Source organism: Nostoc sp. (assembly GCF_036919595.1).
In the GTDB taxonomy this organism is placed as follows: Bacteria; Cyanobacteriota; Cyanobacteriia; order Cyanobacteriales; family Nostocaceae; genus Nostoc.
The window spans coordinates 116,661-141,846 of record NZ_JBALCO010000141.1 but is presented as its reverse complement, the minus strand read 5'-3'; the positions used below and the strand labels follow the sequence as shown (position 1 = coordinate 141,846).

Below are 25,186 nucleotides of genomic sequence, written 5' to 3'. Positions count from 1 at the left end.
CCAGTCATACTCTGCGTATTTTTCTGCGCCAGCGTTTTGGTATTGATGTTCTTACTTTTGAACAGCATCCTGTGGCTTAATTCACATAAGGCGTAATATATTAATATATAAATTTTATGTTACGTAAAAATATTTAGGTAAATTGCTCGAATAATTCGCAATTATTAATTATGAATTAATAATTAATTCCTTGAGGCCCAAGCCCCTTAATTTATTAATGAAAAAAATAAACAGTTATCATTATTCAAACCCCCATCTTTCATACGGGACGCGTAGGCGTTCAGGTATGGGGTAATAATTACGAATTACGAATTAGAAATTACGAATGATTTTGACTTTCGCCTTGTGGTACTAGTATTAAGTTAAACCACTCCATGAACTTTTACCTGCAAAGGAACCTGAATGATAAACTCTGTTCCTTCTCCAGCAGTTGAGAAGCACTCCAGTTTACCGCCATGTTTTTCTGTAACGATTTGGTAGCTGATTGACATACCCATTCCGGTTCCTTTACCAATGGGTTTGGTAGTGAAAAAGGGATCGAATATTCGTTGCTGAAATTCTTTGGAAATACCGACTCCGTTATCAGCGATCGCCACTTTTAACCACGTTGAATTAACCACCGATGTGCGAATCTTAATTCGACTAGGATTGTCCTGGATCTCCTGATAGGTACGCTTGGCATTATTTTCTTCTAACGCATCAATCGCATTCACTAAAATATTCATAAACACCTGGTTGAGTTGTCCGGCATAGCATTCTACTAAGGGTACAGTACCGTAGTCTTTGATCACCTCAATTTCCGGTTGTTGTGGTTTAACTTTGAGGCGATGTTGCAAAATCATCAAGGTACTGTCGATGCCTTCATGAATATCAACGCTTTTGAATTCTGCTTCGTCAATGCGAGAGAAGTTTCGCAGCGACAGGACAATTTGGCGAATGCGATCGGTGCCCACTTTCATGGAAGACAACATTTTTGGTAAGTCTTCCTGCAAAAACTCCAGATCCATGTCTTCAGCAGCAGTTTGAATTTCAGGGGCAGGGTTGGAATCATACTGCTGATACAACTGCACAAATGCTAATAAATTCTGGGTATATTCCTGCACATAGACAAGATTACCATGAATAAAGTTGACTGGATTATTAATTTCGTGTGCGACTCCAGCAACTAGTTGTCCCAGACTAGACATTTTTTCACTTTGAATAACTTGAGCTTGAGTGCGCTGCAATTCCTCTAATGCATCTTTGAGTTCAGTGGTGCGATCTTCTACCCGGTCTTCTAGTTCTTCCTTGCTTTTCTCTAAAGCAGTAAACGATTCGTGCAGTTGTCCTGCCATGTGGTTGAAGGAGTTGGAAAGGGTATTAAGTTCTCGGACAACGCTAGTTTCTACTCTGTGATCTAAATTGCCAGATGCCATTGCTTCACTTGCCCAATTTAGGCGCAGAATCGGGCGTACAATCCAATGGGAGGTAAACACGCCCATCACCGAGGCAACGACTAATGCACCAAAACAAAGCGCGATCGTAGTGCGGGTGTTGGCATTAATTTGCTCCATAAATATGTTTTCTGGCACAGTCACTACCATCAGCCAATTCAAGCCATACTTGTCACGCCAAGGTTGGACATCGACAAAATGCCGTTTTCCTTGCACCTCAAGTTGAAAATCTGTGTGTTGGGTGATAGATTCAAACCCCGAGGTTTGGAGGTGTTTGGCAATGTTCTGTATAATTGGGTCAGAACTGTCGATCGCCCACAATCGCCGGATCTTTTGATTAACGAGGACAAAAGGCTTCTCTGTACCAGAACTGGCAATTAATGTGCCATCCCGCTCTAAAAGGAACACCTGCCCAGACTTACTAATATTTAAACTGCGTAAAAAATCGCTGAGTTTCAGCAGGTGAATATCCGTTGCAATCATTCCTAGTAAGCGATTTTGCGAATCATAGATCGGACGACTGGCAGAGGCGGTGATGTAGGGGCCCGTTGGAAGAATTGCAGTTACAATCTTTCCCCAAATAGGTTTACCAGCAGCGATGGGTTGGGTATACCAAGATTCACTGAAATTGTCCCAACTCCATCGAGCATTGACCTGAGTTCGATTACCTTGATTATCTGTGGCATAGGTGGAAGTATTATTGGGAAGCTTGGCAGTCCAATCATCAATCGTGATTGTCTTGCCATCATAACGAGCGGCTCCCATCCCCTCACCCGTTGTTAGTCCAATACCAATATAAGTCAAGTCATAAACCTGCATCTGATCCCAGAAATACTTGCCAAGGGTTTTGCGATCGCGCACATCTAAAATTCCCCTACCAATGGCATCTGCGTTGAGCTGATTCAGGGTTTGCGGAATCGAAAGATAAGACTTCAGGTGTTCATCCACTACATCCGTGGTGCGATCTATCAACTGTTCTGCTAGGTCGTTAACTGCTCTTTGTCCATTTTTAAAGGACAAATAACCCACTAAACTGACTGCTCCAAAAATTTGGATAACGAAGGGAACAATAAGAACAATCTGTAATGGGAACGCTTTACCTTTGCTGGGATAGTGAGTCTTCATTGCTGGAAACTGGAAGTTGTGCTAATTTGATTTAGTTTTATAGTTCCCAAGATGCCCACATACTTACCTTTGTTTAAATTTTTTTGTCAAGTCAAAGGCAGCTGTAACTGCAATACTTATCGGGTTTTGGAGAAAAGGGGAAGAAAAAACCTTTAATCCAAACCTAGTAAGCTTTTGCCAAAATCAAATTCTGAGTTCAAAATGCACAAAGCGAGTAGTATTGGCTGTAGCTATAGGGTGCGTTGTCGGAAAGCGCAACGGATTATCATATCAAATATTCCAAACATCCGAAAAAAGCTGAACCTCACCACTGCCATCCCAATCTAACAGGTAACTATTTTGCTGCATCAGTTGATAGAGTGGTCAAACTTGAGCAGCGAGCGCAGTTGAAATATTAAAGAACAAAGCATACCATAAAGTTTAAATATTTAACCATTTTGCTTTAATTTATAAATTTTAAGTAATTTATGCAGCAATTCAAAGTAACATCAGAAAGTTTGAATATACGTTCAGCACCTATTGTTGACGATGCCAATCGAATAGCAGTTCTTCCAAAAGGACATATCATATCTAAAATCAAAAATTCAGATGAGTACAAATGGTGGAAGGTTGCAACTATTATCGAAGGAAAAATTTTAGAAGGTTTTGTCGCTCATAAATTTCTTAGTCAAGTCACAATTTTTGCCATCAAGACTCTTCTTGAGATTGGTGAAATCCCTATTTTCCAAGCAGATGGAGAATCTGCATTCTTCTATGAAGCAGGCATGAGCATTAATGCTGATGGTGCGCCTAATGCTTATCACCCAGCAGATACAGGGATTGATTTTTTGGCAAATGCTGGCTATTCAGATAATTGGTGGGCACTAGCTGTAGATAAAAACGGCAAGGCGTTTATTCAGGGCAGTACCGATCCATATCCCGGATACTATATTTCTACAACTGCATTATTAGACTCTGGATTTGTCACACAAGATCCACGTCGATATGTTGATTCAACAAATATCCCCTATATTGTTCTTCCGGGAAACGCTGATTTTAGAAGGGTTACAGGCGTCAAATTAGGAGATTTTGCAGTTGTTTACAACACTAATAACGAAAAACTCATTTTTGCAATTTATGCTGATATTGGGCCTAAGAACCAAATAGGTGAGGGTTCAATAGCTCTGTCTCAGGCTCTTGGAAACGATCCATTCGTGCGCTCAAGAGTTAGGCGAGGAATTCCCAAAAACATCATTTATGTTGTTTTCCCAGGTTCTGGGAATGGACAGCCAAGAAAAACTTTAGAGATAGAAGCTGAAACTAAACGGCTTTTTGAAATATGGGGTGGCGTAGAACGGATAAAGTCTCTATAAAAGTCTACCTTATACAAATTTAGGGTGATCGCGCTTTGAAATCTCTCTTTGGCACCTTGGAATCTGACATTGAGGCAGCATGATTGCATATAGTGCGATCGCATCCCTCTAGTAAGGTGCGTTGTGCTGGGCGATAATACACCTTACTAATGGCTGAAATGAGTAAGTAAAAGCTCATTTTGCTAACTAAATTCGACTTTATCAATATTTTTGCGCTGTGATGACTACTTTTGGTCATCTTGAGGGCAGTGCGATCGCAAAGTATAGTGCCTAAATACAACTGCTTAATATTCTTTACATTAAAAAACTTCCGTCTCAATTAGGGTAGTATATGGGCAATTTTGGTAACCTAAACAAGAAAAAAGATTACGCATGTCAGAAATTGAGAAGAAAGTCGTTTTAATTACGGGTGCAAGCAGTGGCATCGGTGAAGCTAGCGCCCGCTTACTCGCTAGCAGAGGCGCACATGTCGTGTTAGGTGCGCGTCGCACCGATCGCCTGGAAACTCTTGTGACGGCAATTCGCAACGAGGGTGGTTCAGCGCACTATAAGCAATTGGATGTCACGCAACGCAATGACGTAGACGAATTTGTTGGATTCGCTCAAAAGACGTTTGGCCACATCGACGTAATTGTGAACAACGCAGGTGTCATGCCGCTTTCAAAACTGGAAGCCCTCAAGGTTGAAGAATGGAATCGGATGATCGACGTAAACATTCGAGGTGTCCTGCATGGTATTGCTGCGGGATTGCCAATTATGAAAGAACAGGGATTTGGTCAATTCATCAACATATCATCAATCGGTGGACATGCAGTAAGCCCCACCGCAGCCGTTTACTGTGCTACGAAGTTTGCAGTGGGTGCTATTTCTGAGGGACTGCGCCAGGAAGTTAGCAACATCCGGGTGACAGTGATTTCGCCTGGAGTAACGGAGTCAGAACTGGCCGATAGTATTTCGGATAGCGAGGCGCGTCGGGGGATGCAGGATTTCCGGCAGATTGCTATTCCACCAGAGGCTATTGCTAGAGCGATCGCATTTGCGATCAAACAACCTGACGACGTTGATGTTAGCGAAATCATTGTGCGCCCCACCGCCAGCCCTTATTGATTTTAAAGGATTGGATACCAGCTTTCTGAAATAAAAACTTATTTCATTTGCTGACCTTGCAACATTGAAATTTATCTTGGTATTAGCAAACAGTCTAATGGGTTTTCAAATATTCAAAACCTTGATTTGACTTCTCGTCACAGTCGTGTAGTTGTTATACACGGACTTTCATTAGAGTTATATCCAGATACTTCAACCTCAGAAGAAATTAAACGCAAGGCTAAACGGATGATTTTAGTTTACACAAACGGCGATAGAAAGATATCAGGTTTTACTAATCGTATATGATCCAGAAAATGAGGTGATTGTGCAATGGATAAAATAGCAAAGTATAGGGAATATATTTAAATATTACTGACTCATTATGTTAGTAATGATAAATTAGAGCATCAAGTAGAAGTTCAACTTATTCTTGATACAGAGCGAGATCATTCTCAGTGGATGAATGTTGGCTGGCAAGGGTTTAACCGTATTTATCGATGCATTATGCATTTTGATATTAGAGATGGTCAAATTTTGCTTCAGCAGAATTTGACCAATCAAAATCCAGCTGAGAAGTTAGTTGCTATGGGAGTCTCAAAGGAAGACATTGTGCTGGGTTTACAACCTTCATACAAACGACAGTACACAGAGTACGGTATCGCTTAAATTTTCTTATTTATTGGGTGCATTGTTGCAAGGGCGCAATGCACCATGATCTCAAGCAATTTGATAATATTAACAAAGTGAGCGATGCCGAACAGCCGGTCGTAGACATCGCCTACGACCCAAATCTAAGCGATGTCTACGACGGGCTAACGCCTACGCCCTCTTCAACAGAGAAAGCAAAAACATTATGGCAAAGCGTAAAAAAAGCAATCTCCAGTGGATTAAAGAAACGCTTGAATTAAAACCTGACCATCGCTGGGAATCTCCATCAGGCTACAAAATTTTTGTCGCAGATCGAGGCGCTGTTCGCTTCAATGTTCCCCAAAATTGGGTTTTTGAGCCACAAGAAAAATCTTTCAAGTTCCTCGATAAAAAACCGCCCAACGATGATTGCTGTCTGGAAGTATCTTTTAATCGTCTTCCACCCAACGACTGGAGCCAGTTTCCGCTAAAATCTACATTGAAGAAAGTAATGGAAGACGACAGTCGTAACGTCATTGCCAAGGGAGAGATTGTTACCATCAAGCGCCAAACTGCCAGAATTGTCTGGACAGAGATAAAATTTATTGACACTCAAGAAGAACCACGCGAAGCTTTTTCGCGGACTTGCATTGGTTTGGGGTCAAATGTTCAGTGCTTGATTACATTCGATTATTGGGCAGATCAAGCAGAGCCGCTAATACCCATTTGGGATGAAGTGATGCGTAGTCTCACATTAGGGTTATATATCCGTGATCCAATGACTGGTCTGGCTTTCCCAGACTGAGCCACAAGAATGAATCGTGAGCATTTATTAAATTGAGTTTGAATCAAGGTTTTGGAATATGCTCAAGAGTTATGACAGAATGAGCTTTACCCTGTTATAAGACCATGTAAAATCGTATAACACAAGCTACAAGAGATTCAATGTTATAGACAAACTTACTCCAGCAATAAAAATTTTGAGCTTTTGCTAACCTGAATTATAGCGATTGCATTCCTCCTATAGCCTAGCGCGATCACTACGCCTGCCGATGCAAGAAGTTAGGAGGATAGACCTTATGTAACAAGGGAAAAATATTGAAATTTATGAAAAATTAAAACAACAGGCAGTTAGATTGCATAAAGAAATTCCTGAATTTATCAAGGAGATCATTGAACCAGATATTAGGCAAAACGGTGACAGCTAATTACCATTTCCCTTTCAAATTCCTAATGATCCGGTTCTCGGCAATACTTCTGAACCAAAGTTAGGCGGAATTACAATCTATCCGAATGTTGCTATTGGTGCGATCGCAGGAGCTGGTTATTGGTTAACAAGTCAGACAAAGCCCATTGACAAACATCGATAATAAATCGTCTGGCAATACATTAATAGCTGAATCCTCGTTGTGCGATTAAACTAAAAATTGAAATTGACTATAACGAAAGATGGATAATAATTTTACATTTTTAGTCTGGTAATACTTGCGAAGATGTAGATTTACACTCAATAAAACATATACTTGATAGATAAGCAATTATGCCAATTCAATGGCATGGAGTAACTGCGATGTCAATTGATGAAATTAAAAACCAGCAAAATAATGGTTTAGCTCAACCCACTACAGATTTAATAGAAAACCTAGCAAAGGCAAAAGACAAGAAAAAATCTAAAAAATCAAAAGGTATTTTTGAAGTTAGCACTGAAGCTATTGCCAAAAAAATTCCCAAAAAGACTTTTGAAACTGAACTAGAACAACTCCAGATTGAGTTAGTCAAAATGCAATACTGGATTAAGCACGTTGGCTATCGGGTTGTCGTAATATTTGAAGGGCGCGATGCTGCCGGCAAAGGAGGAGTAATTAAACGCATTGCCGAGCCACTCAATCCTCGTGGCTGTCGTGTAGTTGCCCTGGGAACCCCCTCTGATCGTGAGAAAACTCAGTGGTATTTTCAGCGTTACGTGCAACATCTTCCTACAGCAGGCGAAATTGTCCTCTTTGATCGCAGTTGGTACAACCGAGCTGGAGTTGAACGGGTGATGGGTTTTTGTACTGAAGCAGAATATCAAGAATTCATGCAATCTTGCCCGCAATTTGAACGAATGCTGGTACGTTCAGGTATTGTTTTAATCAAGTATTGGTTCTCCGTCAGCGATGAAGAACAAGAGCAACGCTTTCTCTCTCGCAGTCACGATCCAGCAAGGCGCTGGAAACTCAGCCCGATGGATTTGGAATCACGTAATCGCTGGGTAGAATTTTCCAAAGCAAAAGATAACATGTTTGCGTATACGAATATTCCAGAAGCCCCCTGGTTTACGATTGAAGCGGATGATAAAAAACGGGCGCGGCTCAACTGCATTCATCATTTGTTGAGCAAAGTTCCTTACGAAGATATGACGCCTCCTCCCTTAGAGCTTCCGTCTAGACCTTTAGGTGAGAATTATGTTCGCGCCCCCCGCAATGAGCAGTTCTTTGTCCCTCAAGTCTATTAAGCAACATCAGACGTTGTATTGCAGCTTCTCACTAATAATTGAATATAGCCAGAAGCCCAAAGGTTTATGTAAACCTTATTTATGGATGTTGCGATCGCCCAGAAATTTATCGGCGTTACTGAATCAAAATATGAATCATGCGATCGCCTCAAGCTTGCGGGCGCTACGCGTCCGCAGGAGTTCTATTATAGTTTAGTTATTATCAAAAGTGATTAATTAAGCACGAGCAGCTATCGTAATAATTTTTATTCTCGGTTATTATTATACAGATCATGGACTAACTCAGGAGCAAGCCAGTAAGATTAGTACCCAGTTCCGTTTTTTAGCTGTCCAATTGACAGCAGCTAGTTTTCTTTAGAATTTGAAGCTTTTCTATAAAGCAATAACACTATTTTTGGATCAGATTGCTGTATTTAAGCATCGAGAAAGGAAATATTCCATAGAGCGTGAAGTCTGTGAAGGAATTCTAGACCGCCTGAATACTTGCATAGCAAATTATGAGAATTTTCAAAGACGTACAGTTTTATTTTCAGGTAACAGTCAGGATAATAAACTAAATGTTGATCAATCTAAGTTCTCTCTACCACCTACTTAGAGTTGTTAATCAGTGCCATCGCACCATTTAATCTAAAAAATTGTCATTTAAAATAGTCTTTAATTTTACAGTTTTTCTTTGAGCAAAATGCAAACAAAATCTTAAAAGCAGACTGAATAAGAGTTATACTATCTGAAGCATCAAAACAGATTGTTCCTAAATAAGCCTGTAACTTTGATTTAGGCTAGAAATAGGCTCTTTTTTCTCCCACCGCTAAAAAACCTTGCATTATATCAATTGTAGGAGCGATCGCTAGGTTCGGAGTAATCCCAAGAGTGCATTTGACGGAAAGGCAGACCCATCTTCTGGAAGACGTACTTCTCTTTCACACCAGAGGCTACAAGGTCGGGCTTAAGCGCTTTGATAAATTCCTCGAATTCGTAAGCGGTAACGTCGTCATAAACGATGGTGCCGTTTTCGATCATGGTAGTGGTACGTTTGTAGTCGTCGTTATGAGCGAACTCATAACCTGTACCAATCATCTTCATGCCCAAGTCTTGGAAAGCTGGGACAACGTGGCGAGGACGCAGACCACCAACCATGATGGCAACAGTCTTACCTTCTAAGCGGGGGCGATACTTGTCAAGAATCACATCCATTGTGGGCTGATACTTGGCGATAATCTTCTCAGCGTTTGCTTGGATTGTCTCGTCAAACTTGGAAGCAATTTCCCGTAAAGATTCAGCAATCTTGGTGGGGCCGAAGAAGTTGTATTCTAACCAGGGAATACGGTTGATTAAAGTCTGAAAGTCATATATATCAGTTCTTTTAAAAGTCTGCGTTTAGCGTGGCTTGTTTTTGTCTTAAAGCTTGTGATTTAAACACTCAAAACTATAGTGAAATGGTAATTTGATTTGCAAATTGTGGCTTACTAAAGTAATAAGGCGGGATGCAACAGTGGCGATCGCGCTGCGCTGGTCTGTCATCGACTGGAAAACAGCCACCATCTACATTAGGCGCATGAAACGCAGTAATAACAGCTTTTACACTGTTAACCCTGTAAGCTTGTTGCACTTACGAACAACGCACGGTTGCCAATGGAACCCTATAGGCTTCCTTGTAGGTGTGATGTCCGAATGCATTGTGTTGCAGCTTTGTAGAAGCGTCGCAGTCCTTATCGCCCCTTTAGGCCGATTATGCAATATCGTCGTTGAATGCTCGTAGAACAGCCGTAGAAATTATTGGTTTTTTCTATGGTCTGCTTTACGACTCCTTAAGCCTCTACAAACGCTATTTGTTGCTATACCATTTCAAAGCCTATTAGGCATATAACCACCCTCTGGGTGGAAAATCTTAGCAACTCATTAATAAGCCTTGCTAGACCCCATGTTGCGCTATAAACACCCTTAACTCTCTCGGAACGCTATAACGCTCTATAACAGCACCGGGCAAGCTGCAATTTTAGCGTGGTTTTAAATTGCAAGCCCTTTGGGTTTAAGACAATTTTGGCGTGGTTTAAAAATCTGCAAAAATTTGCAAAATACATAGACTGATATACGAGTCTATTGTCTTTCTTTGACAAAAATCACTCTGCTGCAAAAATTTGCAAAATACAGACACTCATATACCAGTGTATTGTGTAGATTTGACAAAACTGGTGCTAGAACTGCATTACTGGGAAACTAGTAAAACGTGTGTTTCGCGTGTGTAGTTTTTACCCCCTATAGGGTACATATACGTGTGTGAGTCGTATGTCAATAGAAAAATCTAAATTCTTTTCAAGCTGTCATTGATCGGGAATGCAGCAACTCGTTGCTGCGTTGCATCTGAACGCAGACTGCACAGCAATTCTCTTGCGAACCAAACTTTTGCAACGGTAGAGCGTGAGCGGCGTGAATCTTGCGACCGCACAAAGTTAACCAAGTTACTTCACCAGGTTTTTCTCTATCCATTAGGTGTAGAACTCCGTTTTTGCTTATCCGCCTTCCTTGTACATCCATCTCAATACACCCGTGTTTGAGTCTAGTGTATAAACTTTGACAGATGCTCTGCAAGTTTCAAAGATGACCCCGAACAGGCCCCACCTCTAAGTCATTAACCACAATTTCTCCGTTCGGGAACGCAGCCTCAATACCTCTCTTCATCTACTCAATTGCGATCGCAATTATTGGCGGGCCGTTGTGTGATTGCGTTGCGGACAATTTACGGTAGCCTTCCGCGATCGCCCGACGTTTTTGTACACAATTGCCAGTGGCTAGTCTTGCCGCTGCACGTTGCGGTAACTTCCGACTTCAACTTACAACTTCATTAGCTAGGTGGTGGAAGTTGGAAGTCGGAAGTCGGGAAGCGTTGCAATCCACGCGCACTACCTTCAAAAGCTACATATAACTACCACCTTGGTCTCTTACCCAATCATTAATTTCTAGGATGAAATAGCTAAATAAAGCAATATCATCCTCCATTGATGAATATGAGTTCTGTTTTGAAACGACCTCATATTTTAATGATGAATATGAGTACTGTTTTGAAAGTGGCTCAAAAACTGTATACGCGCTTTGATAAATGCCTGGGTATTTCTCTTTCAAAAAGTTTTCCAATAAATCGAAGGTACCTTGATGGAGTGGCACACTCAAAACAAGCCCTTTGCAAGGCAGTCCAAACTTTTTGTTTAAAAGAGACACTAAATTTGACTCAGAAAGCTTCTCTCCCCACTCAGCTTGTCTTCTCATGTGATCAAGCGCGATTGGATTTGTGAGGCAGATGAAATCGCGTCTCAAAATGAAACTGTATCGCTTCTGAACTGCCTCGTTGATGATATCCAGCCCTTCTACCGTGTTTTGGCGTGAGGCAATATCAGCGGCGAGAGTTGGGTCATCTGCGGCATACCTGACAAAAATCTCGGCTATATGGTCGTTGAAGGCTGGATCAAAGTAGCTGAGTGAACTGCCATGATTGGGTGAACCCAGGTCACCCAAGTTTTGTCTACGCGCTCAATAATCCAAGGTTCAGCAGACTCTGTGATTTTCAAAGACTCTGATCTAGCTTTTGTCTCTCGCGATCGCTTCCAGTTTCTCAAGTCATACCCAAAATGCTTGCACCATTCGGTAGCGTTGATATAGCCGTCGTCTCGCCGTGCGTCTTGCATTAATTTGTCAAACTGCTCTCTTTGTGACATATGAATTCCTCGTTGCTCTGAAAATGTTAAATAACTTCAGCTCAGACATGGATCGTTAGTGTAAATTAATGCTTTAGATACGTAGTGACTAATTTCTAGTCACTACGTGGATCACCTTTGAAAACAACTCAAATGCTTACCCAGGGCAATCAAGCGCTCAAAAACAAACCATGTATCAAGACTATGGATCATCTATGGATCAACTTATGATCATCTTCTTATGATCATCTTTGTAAAGCTCTACAAGCTATGCAGGGCAATAGTTTTTTGTAAATGTAAAGCAAGATGATCATACTAAGTACACGAAAAACGCGAAAAAAATAAAATTGAAATCAGAAAAAAAAAACAGGTTTCATACAGATCACCTTGATCACCTTATCTTCACAATTCCCAGGATGATTGCTCTGTAAGCGTTGTAAATTATGAAGAGAGATGATCCGCCAAGATGATCATAGATGATCAGGGGTGAGACCCCTGATCATCTTCGTTACAATTGGATTACATCGGCTCTAGCTCATGGTCATCAACCCATTCCCGCTCGTTATCGTCTACCTCAAACCAAGGATGATCTTCTGGGAGGGAGACGCTGTACTGCCAGTCCATGCCAGTCCAGGAAAGACCAAGCACTGTTACCGGATACAAAATCTCACCCTGCTTCACCTTTATCTTGTGCAGCACGGTTTGACCAATGTAATATTCGGGCTTGTCGAATTCTTTGCTGATCCGCAAACGCCAAAACTTTGACGCTTGCTGAAAATTGCCCAAAGTGGGCGCATCAGGCGCTAACATACTATTGCCTCCTTAGTGGCGTGAGAACTTTTAAGGGGGAAGTCGTGCCAGTCAGAGGAGGTCGAAGTCCTCTGCACTGGGGCGCATTCAAGCGCTGACTTCATTTGTCGTATCAGGTATCTGAAATCATTGAAGCAGATTTCGCAACAAATTGCGATCGCACTTTTTTAGCCAGATGATTATTTATCCATCCCCTGTGGGTACTAGGGGAGCGAGACGACGCTACGATTTACTCGCTGCAACCCTAAATAATCACTGATAGACACAGTATAGATGTTTATATAGATAAAAGTCAAGATATTGATAGACAAACATATAGACTTCACACAGACGAAATAAGTATAGACAAAATCTAGATAAAAGCTTCACAAAACTTAACTCAGTGGATAACCTTCGCTAAAATTCTGAAAACCTTGCACAGAGCAATCAAGCGCTCAAAAACGAAGCATGTATCAAAACTATGGATCATCTTATGATCATCTTATGATCACCTTCGATGATCACCTTCGTTACAATTCTGTACGCCATACAGGGTAGGAGTTTTTTTAATTGTAACGAAGGTGCTCCATCTAAATACACGAAAAACGCGAAAAAAATAAAATTGGAATTAGAAAAAAACGCGAAAAAACGATGATCAACTGATCACCTTCGTTACAATTGAACGAAAGTCCTTGCTCTGTATGGCTTTCAAATTGTAACGAAGGTGATCACCTCATGATCACCTTGGGTCTAGACACAGTAAGGAAAATATTGATAGACAAACATATAGACTTAAGTTAAACTGAAATAAGTATATACAAAGTCTAGATTAAATGGCAGATAAAACACTAGCCACTTTTCGGATTGAGCCTGAAGAGTGGGAATCATTCAAAGCACTAGCAACAGGTAGTAACTCTACCGCTTCGGCTATTCTTCTTCAGTTCATCAAGAGTTGTCTAGATGCAAAACAGATTCTCTCTACCTCTTCTACCCTTAACACTAATTATAGTCTAGACAGCATTGAAGCCTTAGTGGACAAGCGTATAAAAGAAAGTCTAGACAGTACTGAAGCCTTAATAGACAAACGTATAGAAATAAATATAGACAATACTGAAGTCTTGATAGACAAACGTATAGAAGAGAGTCTAGCAGAAGTGCGATCGCAACTAGAGGCACAACTGGAGGAACTGCGGGGAAAATTGAAGGCCCGGTAGTACAAGAGAATAGCGCTACCGGGCAAGAAAGTAATGAAGATTCAACTGTAGCGAATAGCGAAATTATTGACCAGTTACAGCAACGAATTAGAATTCAGGACAAGGAATTGCGAATTCAGGATGAGCAATTACGGTTTGCTGAAACTGACAACCAGCTACTCAGGCAACACTTACAGACAACAGGTGCATCCGGGCAGCCAAGCAACATAGAGTCAACTGTAGCGAATAGCGAAACCATCGACCAGCTGCAAAGCAAGGTTATGAGCCTAGAAAGTGATCTCAAGTTTTCCCGCAACGAACAGAATGAGTTAGGGCAGGCACTTGAAAAACTAATGGAGGAATTGGCTGACGTTAAGCGAGAGAACGATATCTTGAAGGATAGGCAACAGCTACAGGCAACAGGTAATTTCGCGCAGCCGGACTATGAAGCAGCCCGCGATCGCACGCTCAATAAGCTGAAAGTTGGTCAGCAATCAACGGCAGGCAAGGCAATTCAAGCCTTTACTAAAGAGCTAACACATGGGTGACAAGTGCGCTTTATGTGCCTCGATCCTGCCTCGATCATCGGTGATAAGTACCTCGATCATGGCATGATCAGGGCCTTACAGTCCGACTATAGTGCAACTATACTCTGTCTACAGTCCGACTATTGGCGCTCATAAGTCCTGTTATAGTGCCACTTAAGTCACTCTTGTGTGCGACCATTGGCGCTCATAAGTCCTGCTACAGTGGAGCAATAGATGACCTACACTGTCTACAGGTGTAGACAGTGTAGGCGGTTAAAAGCCGCTCTGGATGCCGTTTTTAGCAACTGTAGACAATTTTTTGACTGGCTATTTTTTAACAAAAATTACCCAAAAATAGGCATTTTTTCTAATATATTGCCCAAAAATGTAGCAGCGCTAGTTTAACAGTTTCAAAACTAAAAATATAGAGACGCGCCTCTGTTAAGAAACCGTATTCTGTTGTGAGTTAAGTAGACAGCAACTCACTAATTTGATGCCGTGCCAGAGCTTGCCTGAGATATTCCACCTCAGCCCTTAGCCGTGCATTCTCCTCCTTCAAAGCATCAATGCCATCCTTTTTATCTACCGCCTGCTTAATTACCTTCTTCCGGTTCTCCAAGCTGAACCACTTCTGATAAATCTCAGTGTGAATCTCTACAGAATGCCCCAAATTGTCAGCAGCAGCTTTAATTGGAATGCCCATAATATGCGCTCGAATAGCCCAAGCGTGGCGTAAGTCATAGGGCGTAAACGGAATATTTACGCGCCTAAACCATGATGAACAATTAACTCGAATAGTGTTTATATCTGTAAAACTAGTTCTGTCATCAGTTTGAGCTTTTAACAGTTCCAAAGGCTCTGGATTTTTTAAATCAAACAAGTAAACCCATTCAGGATGTAGCGGTAAGGCTTCCCTATAACCAGTCTTAGTATCTGGGTGAACCTTCCATGTATTATCTTTATTTTCAGGACTCAACCACCAATCAATTTCAGGATTTACAAACAGTTCTCTTGGACGTAATCCATAAGTAGCAAGCATTCCATATACCCATTCCCACATCTTCCAACTGTCTAAGCAACTCTTTTTAATTGTCAAGCTCCTAGTCAATGAGTACTGATGAAAAGATTCATGATATTTGATGATATCCTGATCACTGGGGATATCCCTAGCCTGACTTTTTGGTTGCGTGGCTTTAAATTGTTCGAGGGTGAAACTAGTTAAATTAAGAGTTGATTTTAAAACCTTCAACGATTTAACAGCGCTGTACTTGGCAGAATCCCCCGTCAAGTCTGCAAGTTTTTTATCAATCTCCGATTGAGTCAATAAAGTATCTAATCCAATCAATCGCCGTAAATAGTCTTTGTAATAGAAAATGGTATGTTTACTTTTTTCTGTTAACTTGCGTGTTTTGAAATACTCAGTTTCAAACTCTTCTAAAACATCACCAAGGGTTTGGAACTTGTTAGCGTCCCTAGCTATTTTACCCAGATATTTGTCAGTCCATTCAAACTGTTTACGGGCCAGTAGTTTGCCTAGCTCGTTTGCCTCTTCCTCAGATGTTCTCAACCCGTCCAAGCTTGCAGGGATATTCAGCGAAATCTTGTACTGCTTAAAACCAGTTCCTTTAGTGTCGTGATCGCCCGGCTTGATTGGTAGGGATGCTTGCAATTGAATAGTGTCCCGTGCCACGACCAAACCCACTTTGACCTTAGCGGCTTTTAGACGGGCCCTAGTGTCTGCCAAGCCCTTTTCAAATTTGCGTTCCAGATGCTGCCGAGTAGCCTTCATTTGTTTCTGTGTTCCTAGATAGCTGCCATCGGTAGATGCTGGCGGAGTGAAATCCTCAAAAACGTCCTGTGCCTTGCTTTTCATTGTGTCTTAAATGTGTCTTAAAATTTAGTCCATTTAGAACAATGTTTAAACTAAGCAAAGTTAGACGTGGACTAAATCCTGGTATCACATAAGATTAAATCATACTTCGTACAGGGAATACCATAAGCTTCTTCCATGTGACGGCTGATGTAGTTCATCGACCGATAACAGTGGATGAGGTTCATCTTCACATTGGGGGTCATCAACATTTCGTTGATGGTGCCATCACCTGACCACTGAGCGACTACGCGCAAGCCGAGTTCTTCTAACAGGATGCGGCTAGCCCAAGCATCACCACCGATGTTATAGTCACCAATAATCGCTACGTCATAAGGAGTACCTTCAAACTGAAGTGTACCGTCTTTCTTGGCTTGGTCTGATCTGGTGAACACCCAGTCACGAATCATGTCGTTAGCAATGTGGTGACCCAAAGATTGGGAAACACCCCGGAAGCCTTCGCAACGCACAGGTACAACTGGCTTACCAATTGTTTTCGATGTCTTGCGAGCAACAGCTTCGATGTCATCCCCAATTAGACCGATGGGACATTCAGATTGAATGGAAACACCACGGTTGAGGGGGAAAAGTACATCAAGTTCTTCGATCAGCTTGACAAGTTTCTTGTCACCACCAAAGACGATATCTCGTTCTTGGAAGTCGGAGGTGAAGTGCATGGTACCAAAGGTGTCAACACCTGTGGTGCCGATGTAGTAGTTACGACGACCAGACCAAGACCAGTAACCGCAACCTACAGGCCCGTGGCTGATGTGGATCATGTCCTTAATAGGACCCCAGACCACACCCTTAGAACCAGCGTAAGCACAACCACGAGCGGTCATGACGCCAGGAAGGGATTTGATGTTAGACTTAACGCCGCAATCGGACTTACCTTCTTCGTATACGTTTAAATGTTTTTCCCGTTTTTTAGCAGCTTTTTCAGGATAAGCACTGAGAACTTCTTTAATTAGTTCTTTTCTTTCTTCAATGATGTTTTGGTTTTCTGGAGGTGTCATACTTTGTGTCTGTGACTCGTAAGGATGGGGGGCATAGGGGGACTAGGAGTCCCCTCTAAGGTTAGGGGGGGAGATAAAAAGAGAGGGTCAAAGGTAAGATAGGGGGCTCTTCCTTTTTCCTTGTGCTAAAGCGTTATTTCTTAGCGGCGACTTATACTACAGGAACTTCAGTAGCAGTCTTACCAACCAACATTGCAGCATTTTCCTCGCTTTCGAGAATACCGAATTCAATCAACAATTCTTCTAGTTCTTCCATTTCAATAGGTGTAGGAATAGATAGATGTGTGTTGTTGATGATCTTGGTAGCTAATGTTCGATATTCGTTAGCTTGGTTGCTTTCTGGTGCGTACTCGTTAACAGTCATCCGGCGCAATTCTGCGTGTTGAACGATGTTGTCACGAGGTACGTAGTGAATCATTTGGGTGTTCAACCGTTTTGCCAAGGTTTCGATCAGATCGATTTCCCGGTCAGTGTTACGGCTGTTACAAATCAAACCACCCAAACGCACGCCACCAGTGTGAGCATACTTAAGAACACCACGAGCAATGTTGTTAGCAGCGTACATTGCCATCATTTCACCAGATGTAACGATGTAGATTTCTTGTGCTTTTCCTTCACGGATAGGCATAGCGAAACCACCGCACACAACGTCGCCTAATACGTCGTAAGATACGAAATCTAGGTCTTGGTAAGCACCATTTTCTTCTAAGAAGTTGATGGCGGTGATAATACCACGACCGGCGCAACCTACACCGGGTTCTGGCCCACCAGATTCTACGCAAAGAACGTCACGGAAACCCTTGAGCATCACTTCATGGAGTTCGATATCTTCTACTGCGCCACGTTCTGCGGCGAGGTGAAGAACGGTTGTTTGAGCTTTGGAGTGCAGCATCAAACGGGTGGAGTCAGCTTTGGGGTCGCAACCAACGATGAGGATGCGTTCGCCCATTTCTGCCATAGCTGCCAAGGTGTTTTGGGAAGTGGTAGATTTACCGATACCGCCCTTACCGTAGAAAGCTATCTGTCTAATCTTTTCTTCAGTCATGATTCGTATTTCCCTGCAATTGGTTGGTTGGTGGGTATGCGCGTTTGTCTGTTGCGTTCACCCCTGTTAAGCGACAGTAGTGAGCGCGTGTAGAGCATCGTTGGTATCGTTGGCATAGGTGCCTGCTGGGGGCGATCGCTCCACAGCTAAAATTATTGAGAGCAAGTACATATATTTCCTGGTTAAATTTATTTTCTTTTTGTTCTTTGTCCTTAGTCATTAGTCAAATAACTAATGACTAAGAGCTTGTGCAATTTACAAATACGTCATAATGTGTTTCAACTGGAAAAACTAAATAGGACTTGATGTTGCTATTTGTCAACAATCAATGCATAAGTTTTATTACTTGTTCAAAATAGCGCCCTTAAAATTTGAGACGCGCTCTAGTGCAGCTGTGGTGTCTTCTGGCGACTCTCCACGCACAGCCATTGATTCACTCAAAAGCTTGGCGATCTCATCAAAGTGTTGTTGCTGTAAATTCATTCCGGCGTGTGTTTTGTCCATTGGACGACCTGCGTATTGCTTTGGCCCCTCAAAAATCTGAGACAAGAAAGCAACTAGATGATTACGTTGCTTGACCATATCTGTACCAGCAAAAATGGGATTGAGGAGGCTGTCTGTTGCAATGCGTTTGTGGAGTTCATCTACTATTTGTTCAATAGCTGGTTGTCCGCCAAGTTTGTCGTACAATGTGTTCATATTCTGTTCCTTTGAAGCGAGTTAGATGATGAAATTTGCTTTTTAGGCGCTTAATCTATGAAGCCTATATGCTGTTAGCCGTAATAGTGGTAGGACTGATACCAATTCGTAATTCGTAATCCCTTGGGGGAAGCAATCCTTCGGGTGTCTACGTAATTCGTAAAAAAGATAAGTTAGATTTGAATGTGTTACTTTCTTTTGGCGAATCGGTATGAAGCATTGAGTGGAGACAATGATTCGATTCAAATCCTACTTTCTATTCCTGGCTGAATGCATATTAGAACGTATTTGTAGAGTACGTTAAGTCCTACAGCAATTCCTAAACTGCTTCGACTACAAGGCTCTTGCTGACACGCTCTTGTAATCTGGCTTCGATCGCAATTTTTAGGGTTGCTGTACTACTTGAACAGGAACCGCAAGCACCTTGCAGGACAACTTTAACGCGATCGCCTTCTACATCATAGAGTTCTACATCTCCCCCATCAGCGAGGAGAATCGGTCTGACTTCTTCATCCAGAACCTTTTGAATTAGAGCAATCTTTTGGACGTTAGTTAGCGATCGCTCTTTAGACGTAACAATTTCTGTGGCAACTTTTACGCCGTAATTGTTGAGATCAGGTGCGGCGAATTCCTGTTGCACTGATTTAATAATATCATCAATGTTTGCCAAACAGGAACCGCATCCACCACCAGCTTTCACATAATTTGTTACCTCTTCGGCACCAGTGAGATTATTTTCTAGAACGACGCGGCGAATTTTGGCCTCGCTGATCCCAAAGCAACTGCAAACTAACGCGCCTTCATCATCATCATCGTGGGTAGCTAAAGGTATGCCGCGATAATTATAGATAGCAGCTTCTAGCGCTTCTTGTCCCATGACAGAGCAGTGCATCTTTGCTTCTGGTAAACCACCCAGGTAATCTGCAATGTCTTTGTTGGACACTTTCAAAGCTTCATCTAAGGTTAAACCTTTGATCATTTCGGTTAATGCACTAGAAGATGCGATCGCACTAGTACAACCAAAGGTTTGAAAACGAGCATCTAGAATCTTATCAGATTCTACTTCCACTTTCAGGTGCAATCTCAGAGCATCACCGCAAGCAATGCTACCGATTTCTCCCATTGCAAGCTTAACCCCAGGTTCGCCAGATTCATCAATGGCTCCCTGATTCAGGGGATTGTAAAACAGTTCTAATACTTTATCGGTGTAGTCCCACATAATGAATTTTAGATTTTAGATTTTGGATTTTAGATTGAGGTATTGGGGATTGGGCATCGGGCATTGGTTTTATTCTCAATGCGCTATGCCCTATTCCCTAATTAACGATGTGCCAGTGCTTGCTCTTGTTCTTGCAGCCAACCTGCATCATCATTTTTGAAGGGTGAGAGGGCGCGTAAACGTTCCACAATACTGGGCATTACCTCTATCACTTGATCGATTTCTGCTTCCGTGGTGTAGCGACAAAGGCTGAAGCGAATGGAACCGTGCAAAGTTGTGTAGGGTAAGCCCATAGCCCGAAGGACGTGGGAAGGTTCCAGTGAACCGGAGGTACAAGCAGAACCGGATGAGGCACAGATACCGTGTTTATTCAACGATAGTAAGATAGCTTCACCTTCAATATACTTGAAGCCGATATTAGTGGTGTTGGGCAATCTCTGCGTAGGGTCACCATTTACTACACAATCAGGAATTGTCGCGAGTAAAGTTTGTTCGAGGCGATCGCGCAGTCTTGTTTGTTTTTTGTTTGCTTCTTCTAAGTGAAACAGTTCAAGTTCTGCAGCTTTGCCCAAGGCAATAATTCCCGGAACATTCTCTGTTCCCGCCCTACGTCCGCGTTCTTGGTGTCCCCCAAGTATAAAGGGACGGAAGCGAACTCCGCGCCGGATATACAAAGCACCAATTCCTTTCGGCCCGTGCAGCTTATGACCAGACAAGGTTAACATATCCACGGTGCTAGTCTTCATATTCAAGGGGATTTTTCCCACTACTTGCACCGCATCTACATGGAAGATAGCGCCATATTCTTTCACCCGCAACCCAATCTGCTCAATCGGGAAAATCGTGCCGGTTTCGTTATTAGCATACATAATTGTCACCAGGGCGGTGTTACCCGTCAAGGAAGCTTCTAGTTCATCTAGATCCAGCTGCCCTTGATGATTTACTGAAAGATAGGTAACACTGTAACCTTGGGTTTCTAATTGTTTGCAGACATTAAGTACTGCCGGATGTTCAACCTGGGTGGTAACGATGTGTCGCTTTTCTGGGTGCGCCAATAGTGCGGCTCGAATCGCGGCGTTATCTCCCTCAGTTCCACTACTGGTGTAAACAATTTCTGACTGATCGGCTCCCAGCATGGCTGCAAGTTGTTCTCTTGCTGTTCTCAGTGCTTTACCGACTTGCCCACCAAAGGTATGCATACTGGAGGGATTGCCGTAATAGTCCGTTAGGTAAGGTAGCATTACCTCTATAACTTCTGAGTCTACCTTAGTGGTGGCATTATTATCGAGATAGATGCAGTTATTTTGCATTGTTGTCTTCAATTAAAAATTACGAATTACGTTAGTGCAGCGTTAGCGAAGCGTCAAAACGAGCGTCACTACAAATTATTTGTTAAATTTCTGCTCCCATTGTTTGGGGCTGACGCTTTTGCAACTGTTCGGAGTATTTCTGGGAATAGCTGTTAAACCAACGTTCCCAGTAATCTTGTTTATTTGTTAATTTAGCAACTACGCGGTTGTAATCGGCAAACCAGCCTTCCCAATAATCGCTAGGCTGCTTAACGCAACCGTCGCATGTAGGACAACCAGCTTTACACTGAGGCACGGTATGAATGCTATCAACGCAGTTTGTACAAAGTTCAGGGTCAATCCAGTGCTGTCCGTCAACCACTTTAACTGCATTTGTGGGACATCCTGATAGACAGAGATTGCAGGAAATACACTGGCTAGTAATAATTTTGTAAGCCATGATTATTCTCCTTTTGGGGAATGGGGCATTGGGCATTGGGCATTGGGCATTGAGAATTGGGTTTAGGGGAGGGCATTAGGGATAATTCTTGTCCCATGCCCTGTTTGGCCCATGCCCTATGCCCTATTCCTTATTCCCTAATTCTTTAACGTATTGCTCGTAAAACTCCAAAGCAACCTTCTCAATCACGTCGTAAGCTTCAACAGACTGTATTCCAACTTTTTGCAATTTTTCTTGAGGACTGTTACCAATCTTGGAGGCTAAAACTGCTTTGCAATCTGCGATCGCTTTCATAATATGCTCAAAAGAAGCTTCCTCGCCGTATCCACCTTGGCAGTATTGGTCAATTTTGCGATGACCGACAAAGCGAACTTCCTTTCCATCCACTTCGTAGATTTGGAATTCTTTCGCATGACCGAAGTGCTGGTTAACCAATCCGCCGCCTTTGGTTGCTACTGCAACTAGGACTTTAGGATTGTTGGCAAATTTCTTGCCGACTAACGCCTTGTCTTTAGCTACTTTAAGTTCTTCTTTAAACTTCTCAATACCGTCGTGGACTTCTTGACGTTTCTCCATGTCATATTCTGGAGTCATTTCTAAGAATTTCTCTTTGGAAAATTCTTGGCTGCGGTCTTCTCCCAATAATCCGACTGCATCGGCGCGGCACTGGCGACAGTGACGCATCATTTTCATGTTACCGGAGCAATTGTCTTGAACTTCTTTGAGTTCTTTGGGTGTGGGGCCGCGTTGACCGGTTAAACCGAAGTGTGTGCCATGTTCTGGTGCAGAAATCAATGGCATGATATTGTGCAAGAATGCACCTTTTTCACGAATGACTCGATTCACTTCGACTAAGTGCTGGTCATTAATTCCGGGAATCATCACGGAGTTAACTTTGCACAAGATGTCAGCATCTTTGAGGGCTTGCAATCCTTCCATCTGTCTTTCGTGGAGAATTGTCGCACCTTCAATACCTCTGTAACGCTTGCGCTTGTAGTGAACCCAAGGATAAATCTGAGCACCGATCTCTGGATCTACCATGTTAATGGTGATCGTAACGTGATCTATATTTAATTCTTTAATGCGATCGATGTAGTCAGGCAGCATTAAACCATTGGTTGATAAACACAGCTTGATATCTGGTGCTTGCTCTGTAATCAACTCAAATGTGCGGAAAGTCTTATCTGGGTTCGCCAGTGGGTCGCCAGGGCCAGCAATTCCCACAACTGTCATTTGGGGAATCTTACCGCCAATGACCAAAGCTTTGTGTGCTGCTTGTTCTGGTGTTAGCAATTCGCTAACTACTCCAGGACGGCTTTCGTTAGCGCAATCATATTTACGGTTGCAATAGTTGCATTGAATGTTGCAGGCTGGAGCAACTGCAACGTGCATCCGCGCGTAGTGGTGATGAGCGTCTTCGCTGTAGCAAGGATGTTTAGCAATGCGTTCTTGGAGCCTTTCGTCCCTTTCCACGGTGGCGCTACTGGTGCTGTCGCAGCCGCAACCACCTGATTTTGCTTGGGTTGTCGATTCCGTGGCGGGAGAGTTGAGGAGTCGTTTAGACGATGATGTCATTGAGTTTTGCAAAAGGTCGGTGGACTTGGCTGCCACTGTGGGAGATGCTGTTGCTACTCTTTCATGCCCAGGAATTGAAGTCGCGTCTTCCACACTGCCTGCAAACCCTTGGGTTCGGGCGACTTGTATCAAGTAAGGCAGGCGATAGATATTTGATGTTCGGCTGGTGTGTGTCAATGTTCGGTTCTTGGGTAGAATTTGTGCTTACAGCCGCGACTTCTATTCACTTCAGGCATGGTGCTATGTCATCCCTCCACTCACTCTTCGCTTCGTTTTGTGTTGGAGCGTTAAGTGATTGGCGATATAAGAGTTATATCAGCCGCCTCCTAGCCAGACGGTTCGTCTATCTAGGATAGAATTTATTGGATTTATTACGCTTGTACTCAAATAATAAAAACCCTAATTCTTCAAGCATTACAAGAATTAAAAATTTTTTTTTCAGGTAGGGGTTCTAGTATTTTTTGGTTGGGGTTCTAGTGTTTATAGACAGGGGTTCAGGATTTATTTGTACTCAGCCAAAATCCTATTCCAGCAAGGAATTTAATCTACTTACAACTGGGTTTGGGTTATTTTAATGTGTACTCAGATTGCCCTCAAATTCCGTCAAAAGCAATAAATGCCAGGGCTTTTGGGGTGAAAAACTGGAGTAATCTATATCGTTCTACTCCAGAAAAAAAGCGAAATTCAATTCTGTATCTAACATATCATTTTTTTGAGGGTAAAAATCCACTTCATCTTTTTTTAATTTTTGCTTTGGCAATGATATTCAATTGTGGTTATAAATCTTATCTGGCAAGCTATACAGGCTTCTAGAAATAGATGTATTGCTGCACATATTTTTCAAAAGGTTTAACTTTTCAGTTCTTTTTTTCATTCCCACAATCAGGAGATGGGTAGGGAACTCTCAGATTTTGTGTTTGAAAGAAACAATAAACTATAATCTAACATGATTGAGCGATCGCTATGAATTTTCTTGATTGCTCACTACAAACCTTGGCGAAAAACCTAACCCCCTTCCCCATGCTCTAAGGGCGAAAATTTGAAGTCTTTCTCCCAATAGGAGAAAGAAATAGAAGTGAGGTTTTCCAGATATTGTGATAAATCTGGGACTTTAAATGGCTTTAGCGCAAAGGCAAAGGCGTTGGCGTAGCCTCTAGTAGAGTTGCCGTAGGGCATCGCTCTTTGTTGCTGATATTACTTAGCTACAATCAAACCAAGCATGAAAAATCTTAGTTATGATAGCCATCCTCCAACAGCCGTCAAAAATGACCGTTGAGGAATATCTGGAATGGGAACCTCAGCGAGACGTTCGCTACGAATATATCGCTCTCACAAACCAAAAAAGTCCTCCAACCCAACGGAATTTATATCACCACAGTACCTAGCCCTGAAGTCTTCTTAGAGAGGGTCTTAACAGCGTTCCTTCCTGGTCAAAAAGCTAAATTTATCCTTGAGAAACCCAGCACTCAAGATTTGGTTGATCTTAAAGAATTGCTCGAAGCGGGTAAAATTCGTGTAGTGATTGATTGCACATATCCCTTAGAAGAACTAGCCACTGCTGATTATAGCGATGAGCGTGCAGTTGGGAAAATTGCGTTGGCGCAGCCCGTCGTAGACATCGCGGTTTCCAGTTGATTGGAGGACAGTAAGGTGAGTGGTTGGTTTAGGTGGGGCAGAGGAGCATCCCAAATTTGC

Annotated in this window: 22 protein-coding genes and 4 pseudogenes; 10 read left to right on the top strand and 16 right to left on the bottom strand. The window is 42.4% G+C overall.

Translation table 11 applies throughout. The features are described from left to right. Positions 1–362: 362 nt before the first annotated feature. Positions 363–2,558: a sensor histidine kinase gene (locus tag V7K21_RS21565; protein ID WP_335177253.1), complete on the bottom strand. Its 2,196-nt coding sequence runs from the start codon at positions 2,556–2,558 to the stop codon at positions 363–365. A 467-nt stretch (positions 2,559–3,025) separates the two neighbouring features. On the opposite strand from V7K21_RS21565, the gene V7K21_RS21560 reads away from it, so the two are divergent. From V7K21_RS21560 to V7K21_RS21535, 6 genes are all read left to right on the top strand, one after another. Next, positions 3,026–3,910 carry a glycoside hydrolase family 75 protein gene (locus V7K21_RS21560; protein ID WP_335177252.1) on the top strand — a complete coding sequence of 295 codons (885 nt, stop codon included), beginning with the start codon at positions 3,026–3,028 and terminating at the stop codon, positions 3,908–3,910. 372 nt (positions 3,911–4,282) lie between these two features. Further along, the gene (locus V7K21_RS21555) at positions 4,283–5,017 is read left to right on the top strand and encodes an SDR family oxidoreductase (RefSeq protein ID WP_335177251.1); all 735 of its coding nucleotides are present in this window, start codon (positions 4,283–4,285) and stop codon (positions 5,015–5,017) included. Positions 5,018–5,365: 348 nt separating this feature from the next. Next, positions 5,366–5,665: a XisI protein gene (locus tag V7K21_RS21550; RefSeq protein ID WP_335177259.1), complete on the top strand. Its 300-nt coding sequence runs from the start codon at positions 5,366–5,368 to the stop codon at positions 5,663–5,665. Positions 5,666–5,852: 187 nt separating this feature from the next. Next, on the top strand, positions 5,853–6,431 hold the full coding sequence (locus tag V7K21_RS21545; RefSeq protein WP_335177250.1) for a hypothetical protein: 579 nt from the start codon (positions 5,853–5,855) through the stop codon (positions 6,429–6,431). A 765-nt stretch (positions 6,432–7,196) separates the two neighbouring features. Beyond that, positions 7,197–8,120, top strand: a complete 924-nt coding sequence (gene ppk2, locus V7K21_RS21540) for a polyphosphate kinase 2 (RefSeq protein WP_335177249.1) — start codon at positions 7,197–7,199, stop codon at positions 8,118–8,120. An 81-nt stretch (positions 8,121–8,201) separates the two neighbouring features. Next, complete coding sequence (locus V7K21_RS21535; RefSeq protein ID WP_335177248.1) at positions 8,202–8,336, top strand: hypothetical protein; 135 nt, start codon at positions 8,202–8,204, stop codon at positions 8,334–8,336. A gap of 612 nt (positions 8,337–8,948) precedes the next feature. Here the strand turns inward: V7K21_RS21535 and V7K21_RS21530 are convergent. The 6 genes and pseudogenes from V7K21_RS21530 to V7K21_RS21505 form a co-directional block, all read right to left on the bottom strand. After that, positions 8,949–9,443 (bottom strand): annotated as a pseudogene (locus tag V7K21_RS21530) (nitrogenase component 1); the annotation flags it as partial. 103 nt (positions 9,444–9,546) lie between these two features. After that, positions 9,547–9,729 (bottom strand): hypothetical protein, encoded by a 183-nt coding sequence (locus V7K21_RS21525; protein ID WP_335177247.1) that lies wholly within the window; start codon positions 9,727–9,729, stop codon positions 9,547–9,549. 704 nt (positions 9,730–10,433) lie between these two features. Further along, positions 10,434–10,607, bottom strand: coding sequence for a hypothetical protein (locus tag V7K21_RS21520; protein WP_335177246.1), 174 nt, complete (start codon positions 10,605–10,607; stop codon positions 10,434–10,436). 426 nt (positions 10,608–11,033) lie between these two features. Continuing rightward, positions 11,034–11,630, bottom strand: coding sequence for a hypothetical protein (locus tag V7K21_RS21515; RefSeq protein WP_335177245.1), 597 nt, complete (start codon positions 11,628–11,630; stop codon positions 11,034–11,036). Further along, a complete protein-coding gene (locus V7K21_RS21510) occupies positions 11,558–11,830 on the bottom strand; it encodes a KilA-N domain-containing protein (RefSeq protein ID WP_335177244.1) in 273 nt (90 codons plus the stop codon). Before V7K21_RS21510 ends, V7K21_RS21515 begins: the two co-directional genes overlap by 73 nt. Before the next feature lie 498 nt (positions 11,831–12,328). Beyond that, a complete protein-coding gene (locus V7K21_RS21505; protein ID WP_335177243.1) occupies positions 12,329–12,619 on the bottom strand; it encodes a hypothetical protein in 291 nt (96 codons plus the stop codon). Between the two features lie 812 nt (positions 12,620–13,431). Here V7K21_RS21505 and V7K21_RS21500 point away from each other — a divergent pair. Together V7K21_RS21500 and V7K21_RS21495 are read left to right on the top strand one after the other, a co-directional pair. Continuing rightward, entirely contained in the window at positions 13,432–13,812 is a 381-nt protein-coding gene (locus V7K21_RS21500) for a hypothetical protein (RefSeq protein ID WP_335177242.1), read from the top strand. 107 nt (positions 13,813–13,919) lie between these two features. Next, positions 13,920–14,339 carry a hypothetical protein gene (locus tag V7K21_RS21495; protein WP_335177241.1) on the top strand — a complete coding sequence of 140 codons (420 nt, stop codon included), beginning with the start codon at positions 13,920–13,922 and terminating at the stop codon, positions 14,337–14,339. Between the two features lie 445 nt (positions 14,340–14,784). Here the strand turns inward: V7K21_RS21495 and V7K21_RS21490 are convergent, their stop codons facing one another. The 9 genes and pseudogenes from V7K21_RS21490 to V7K21_RS21450 all read right to left on the bottom strand — a co-directional run bounded on the left by V7K21_RS21490 (position 14,785) and on the right by V7K21_RS21450 (position 24,667). Beyond that, the gene (locus tag V7K21_RS21490) at positions 14,785–16,191 is read right to left on the bottom strand and encodes a site-specific integrase (protein WP_335177240.1); all 1,407 of its coding nucleotides are present in this window, start codon (positions 16,189–16,191) and stop codon (positions 14,785–14,787) included. 98 nt (positions 16,192–16,289) lie between these two features. Next, positions 16,290–17,204: pseudogene (locus V7K21_RS21485) on the bottom strand (nitrogenase component 1); the annotation flags it as partial. A gap of 151 nt (positions 17,205–17,355) precedes the next feature. Continuing rightward, positions 17,356–18,249, bottom strand: a complete 894-nt coding sequence (gene nifH, locus V7K21_RS21480; RefSeq protein WP_334792978.1) for a nitrogenase iron protein — start codon at positions 18,247–18,249, stop codon at positions 17,356–17,358. A 342-nt stretch (positions 18,250–18,591) separates the two neighbouring features. Then, positions 18,592–18,948, bottom strand: coding sequence for a globin domain-containing protein (locus V7K21_RS21475; RefSeq protein ID WP_335177239.1), 357 nt, complete (start codon positions 18,946–18,948; stop codon positions 18,592–18,594). 319 nt (positions 18,949–19,267) lie between these two features. Continuing rightward, positions 19,268–20,167, bottom strand: coding sequence for a Fe-S cluster assembly protein NifU (gene nifU / locus V7K21_RS21470; RefSeq protein WP_335177238.1), 900 nt, complete (start codon positions 20,165–20,167; stop codon positions 19,268–19,270). 101 nt (positions 20,168–20,268) lie between these two features. Beyond that, entirely contained in the window at positions 20,269–21,477 is a 1,209-nt protein-coding gene (nifS, locus tag V7K21_RS21465) for a cysteine desulfurase NifS (protein WP_335177237.1), read from the bottom strand. Between the two features lie 82 nt (positions 21,478–21,559). After that, positions 21,560–21,916, bottom strand: a complete 357-nt coding sequence (locus tag V7K21_RS21460) for a DUF362 domain-containing protein (protein ID WP_335177236.1) — start codon at positions 21,914–21,916, stop codon at positions 21,560–21,562. A 123-nt stretch (positions 21,917–22,039) separates the two neighbouring features. Further along, entirely contained in the window at positions 22,040–23,491 is a 1,452-nt protein-coding gene (gene nifB / locus V7K21_RS21455; RefSeq protein ID WP_335177258.1) for a nitrogenase cofactor biosynthesis protein NifB, read from the bottom strand. 1,005 nt (positions 23,492–24,496) lie between these two features. Next, entirely contained in the window at positions 24,497–24,667 is a 171-nt protein-coding gene (locus V7K21_RS21450; protein ID WP_335177235.1) for a hypothetical protein, read from the bottom strand. A 59-nt stretch (positions 24,668–24,726) separates the two neighbouring features. Between V7K21_RS21450 and V7K21_RS21445 the strand changes: the two are divergent. Beyond that, positions 24,727–24,816, top strand: a pseudogene (locus V7K21_RS21445) (Uma2 family endonuclease); the annotation flags it as partial. After that, positions 24,815–25,126 (top strand): annotated as a pseudogene (locus tag V7K21_RS21440) (zinc-binding dehydrogenase); the annotation flags it as partial. The pseudogenes V7K21_RS21445 and V7K21_RS21440, both read left to right, overlap by 2 nt. Positions 25,127–25,186 lie beyond the last annotated feature (60 nt).

What these genes read in the sequence shown, in the direction of transcription:
- V7K21_RS21565 (WP_335177253.1), bottom strand. Translation starts at nt 2,558, where the DNA reads ATGAAGACTCACTATCCCAGCAAAGGTAAAGCGTTCCCATTACAGATT.
- V7K21_RS21560 (WP_335177252.1), top strand. Translation starts at nt 3,026, where the DNA reads ATGCAGCAATTCAAAGTAACATCAGAAAGTTTGAATATACGTTCAGCA.
- V7K21_RS21555 (WP_335177251.1), top strand. Translation starts at nt 4,283, where the DNA reads ATGTCAGAAATTGAGAAGAAAGTCGTTTTAATTACGGGTGCAAGCAGT.
- V7K21_RS21545 (WP_335177250.1), top strand. Translation starts at nt 5,853, where the DNA reads ATGGCAAAGCGTAAAAAAAGCAATCTCCAGTGGATTAAAGAAACGCTT.
- ppk2 (WP_335177249.1), top strand. Translation starts at nt 7,197, where the DNA reads ATGTCAATTGATGAAATTAAAAACCAGCAAAATAATGGTTTAGCTCAA.
- V7K21_RS21535 (WP_335177248.1), top strand. Translation starts at nt 8,202, where the DNA reads ATGGATGTTGCGATCGCCCAGAAATTTATCGGCGTTACTGAATCAAAA.
- V7K21_RS21520 (WP_335177246.1), bottom strand. Translation starts at nt 10,607, where the DNA reads ATGGATAGAGAAAAACCTGGTGAAGTAACTTGGTTAACTTTGTGCGGT.
- V7K21_RS21510 (WP_335177244.1), bottom strand. Translation starts at nt 11,830, where the DNA reads ATGTCACAAAGAGAGCAGTTTGACAAATTAATGCAAGACGCACGGCGA.
- V7K21_RS21505 (WP_335177243.1), bottom strand. Translation starts at nt 12,619, where the DNA reads ATGTTAGCGCCTGATGCGCCCACTTTGGGCAATTTTCAGCAAGCGTCA.
- V7K21_RS21500 (WP_335177242.1), top strand. Translation starts at nt 13,432, where the DNA reads ATGGCAGATAAAACACTAGCCACTTTTCGGATTGAGCCTGAAGAGTGG.
- V7K21_RS21490 (WP_335177240.1), bottom strand. Translation starts at nt 16,191, where the DNA reads ATGAAAAGCAAGGCACAGGACGTTTTTGAGGATTTCACTCCGCCAGCA.
- nifH (WP_334792978.1), bottom strand. Translation starts at nt 18,249, where the DNA reads ATGACTGAAGAAAAGATTAGACAGATAGCTTTCTACGGTAAGGGCGGT.
- V7K21_RS21475 (WP_335177239.1), bottom strand. Translation starts at nt 18,948, where the DNA reads ATGAACACATTGTACGACAAACTTGGCGGACAACCAGCTATTGAACAA.
- nifU (WP_335177238.1), bottom strand. Translation starts at nt 20,167, where the DNA reads ATGTGGGACTACACCGATAAAGTATTAGAACTGTTTTACAATCCCCTG.
- nifS (WP_335177237.1), bottom strand. Translation starts at nt 21,477, where the DNA reads ATGCAAAATAACTGCATCTATCTCGATAATAATGCCACCACTAAGGTA.
- V7K21_RS21460 (WP_335177236.1), bottom strand. Translation starts at nt 21,916, where the DNA reads ATGGCTTACAAAATTATTACTAGCCAGTGTATTTCCTGCAATCTCTGT.
- nifB (WP_335177258.1), bottom strand. Translation starts at nt 23,491, where the DNA reads ATGACATCATCGTCTAAACGACTCCTCAACTCTCCCGCCACGGAATCG.
- V7K21_RS21450 (WP_335177235.1), bottom strand. Translation starts at nt 24,667, where the DNA reads ATGCCCTACGGCAACTCTACTAGAGGCTACGCCAACGCCTTTGCCTTT.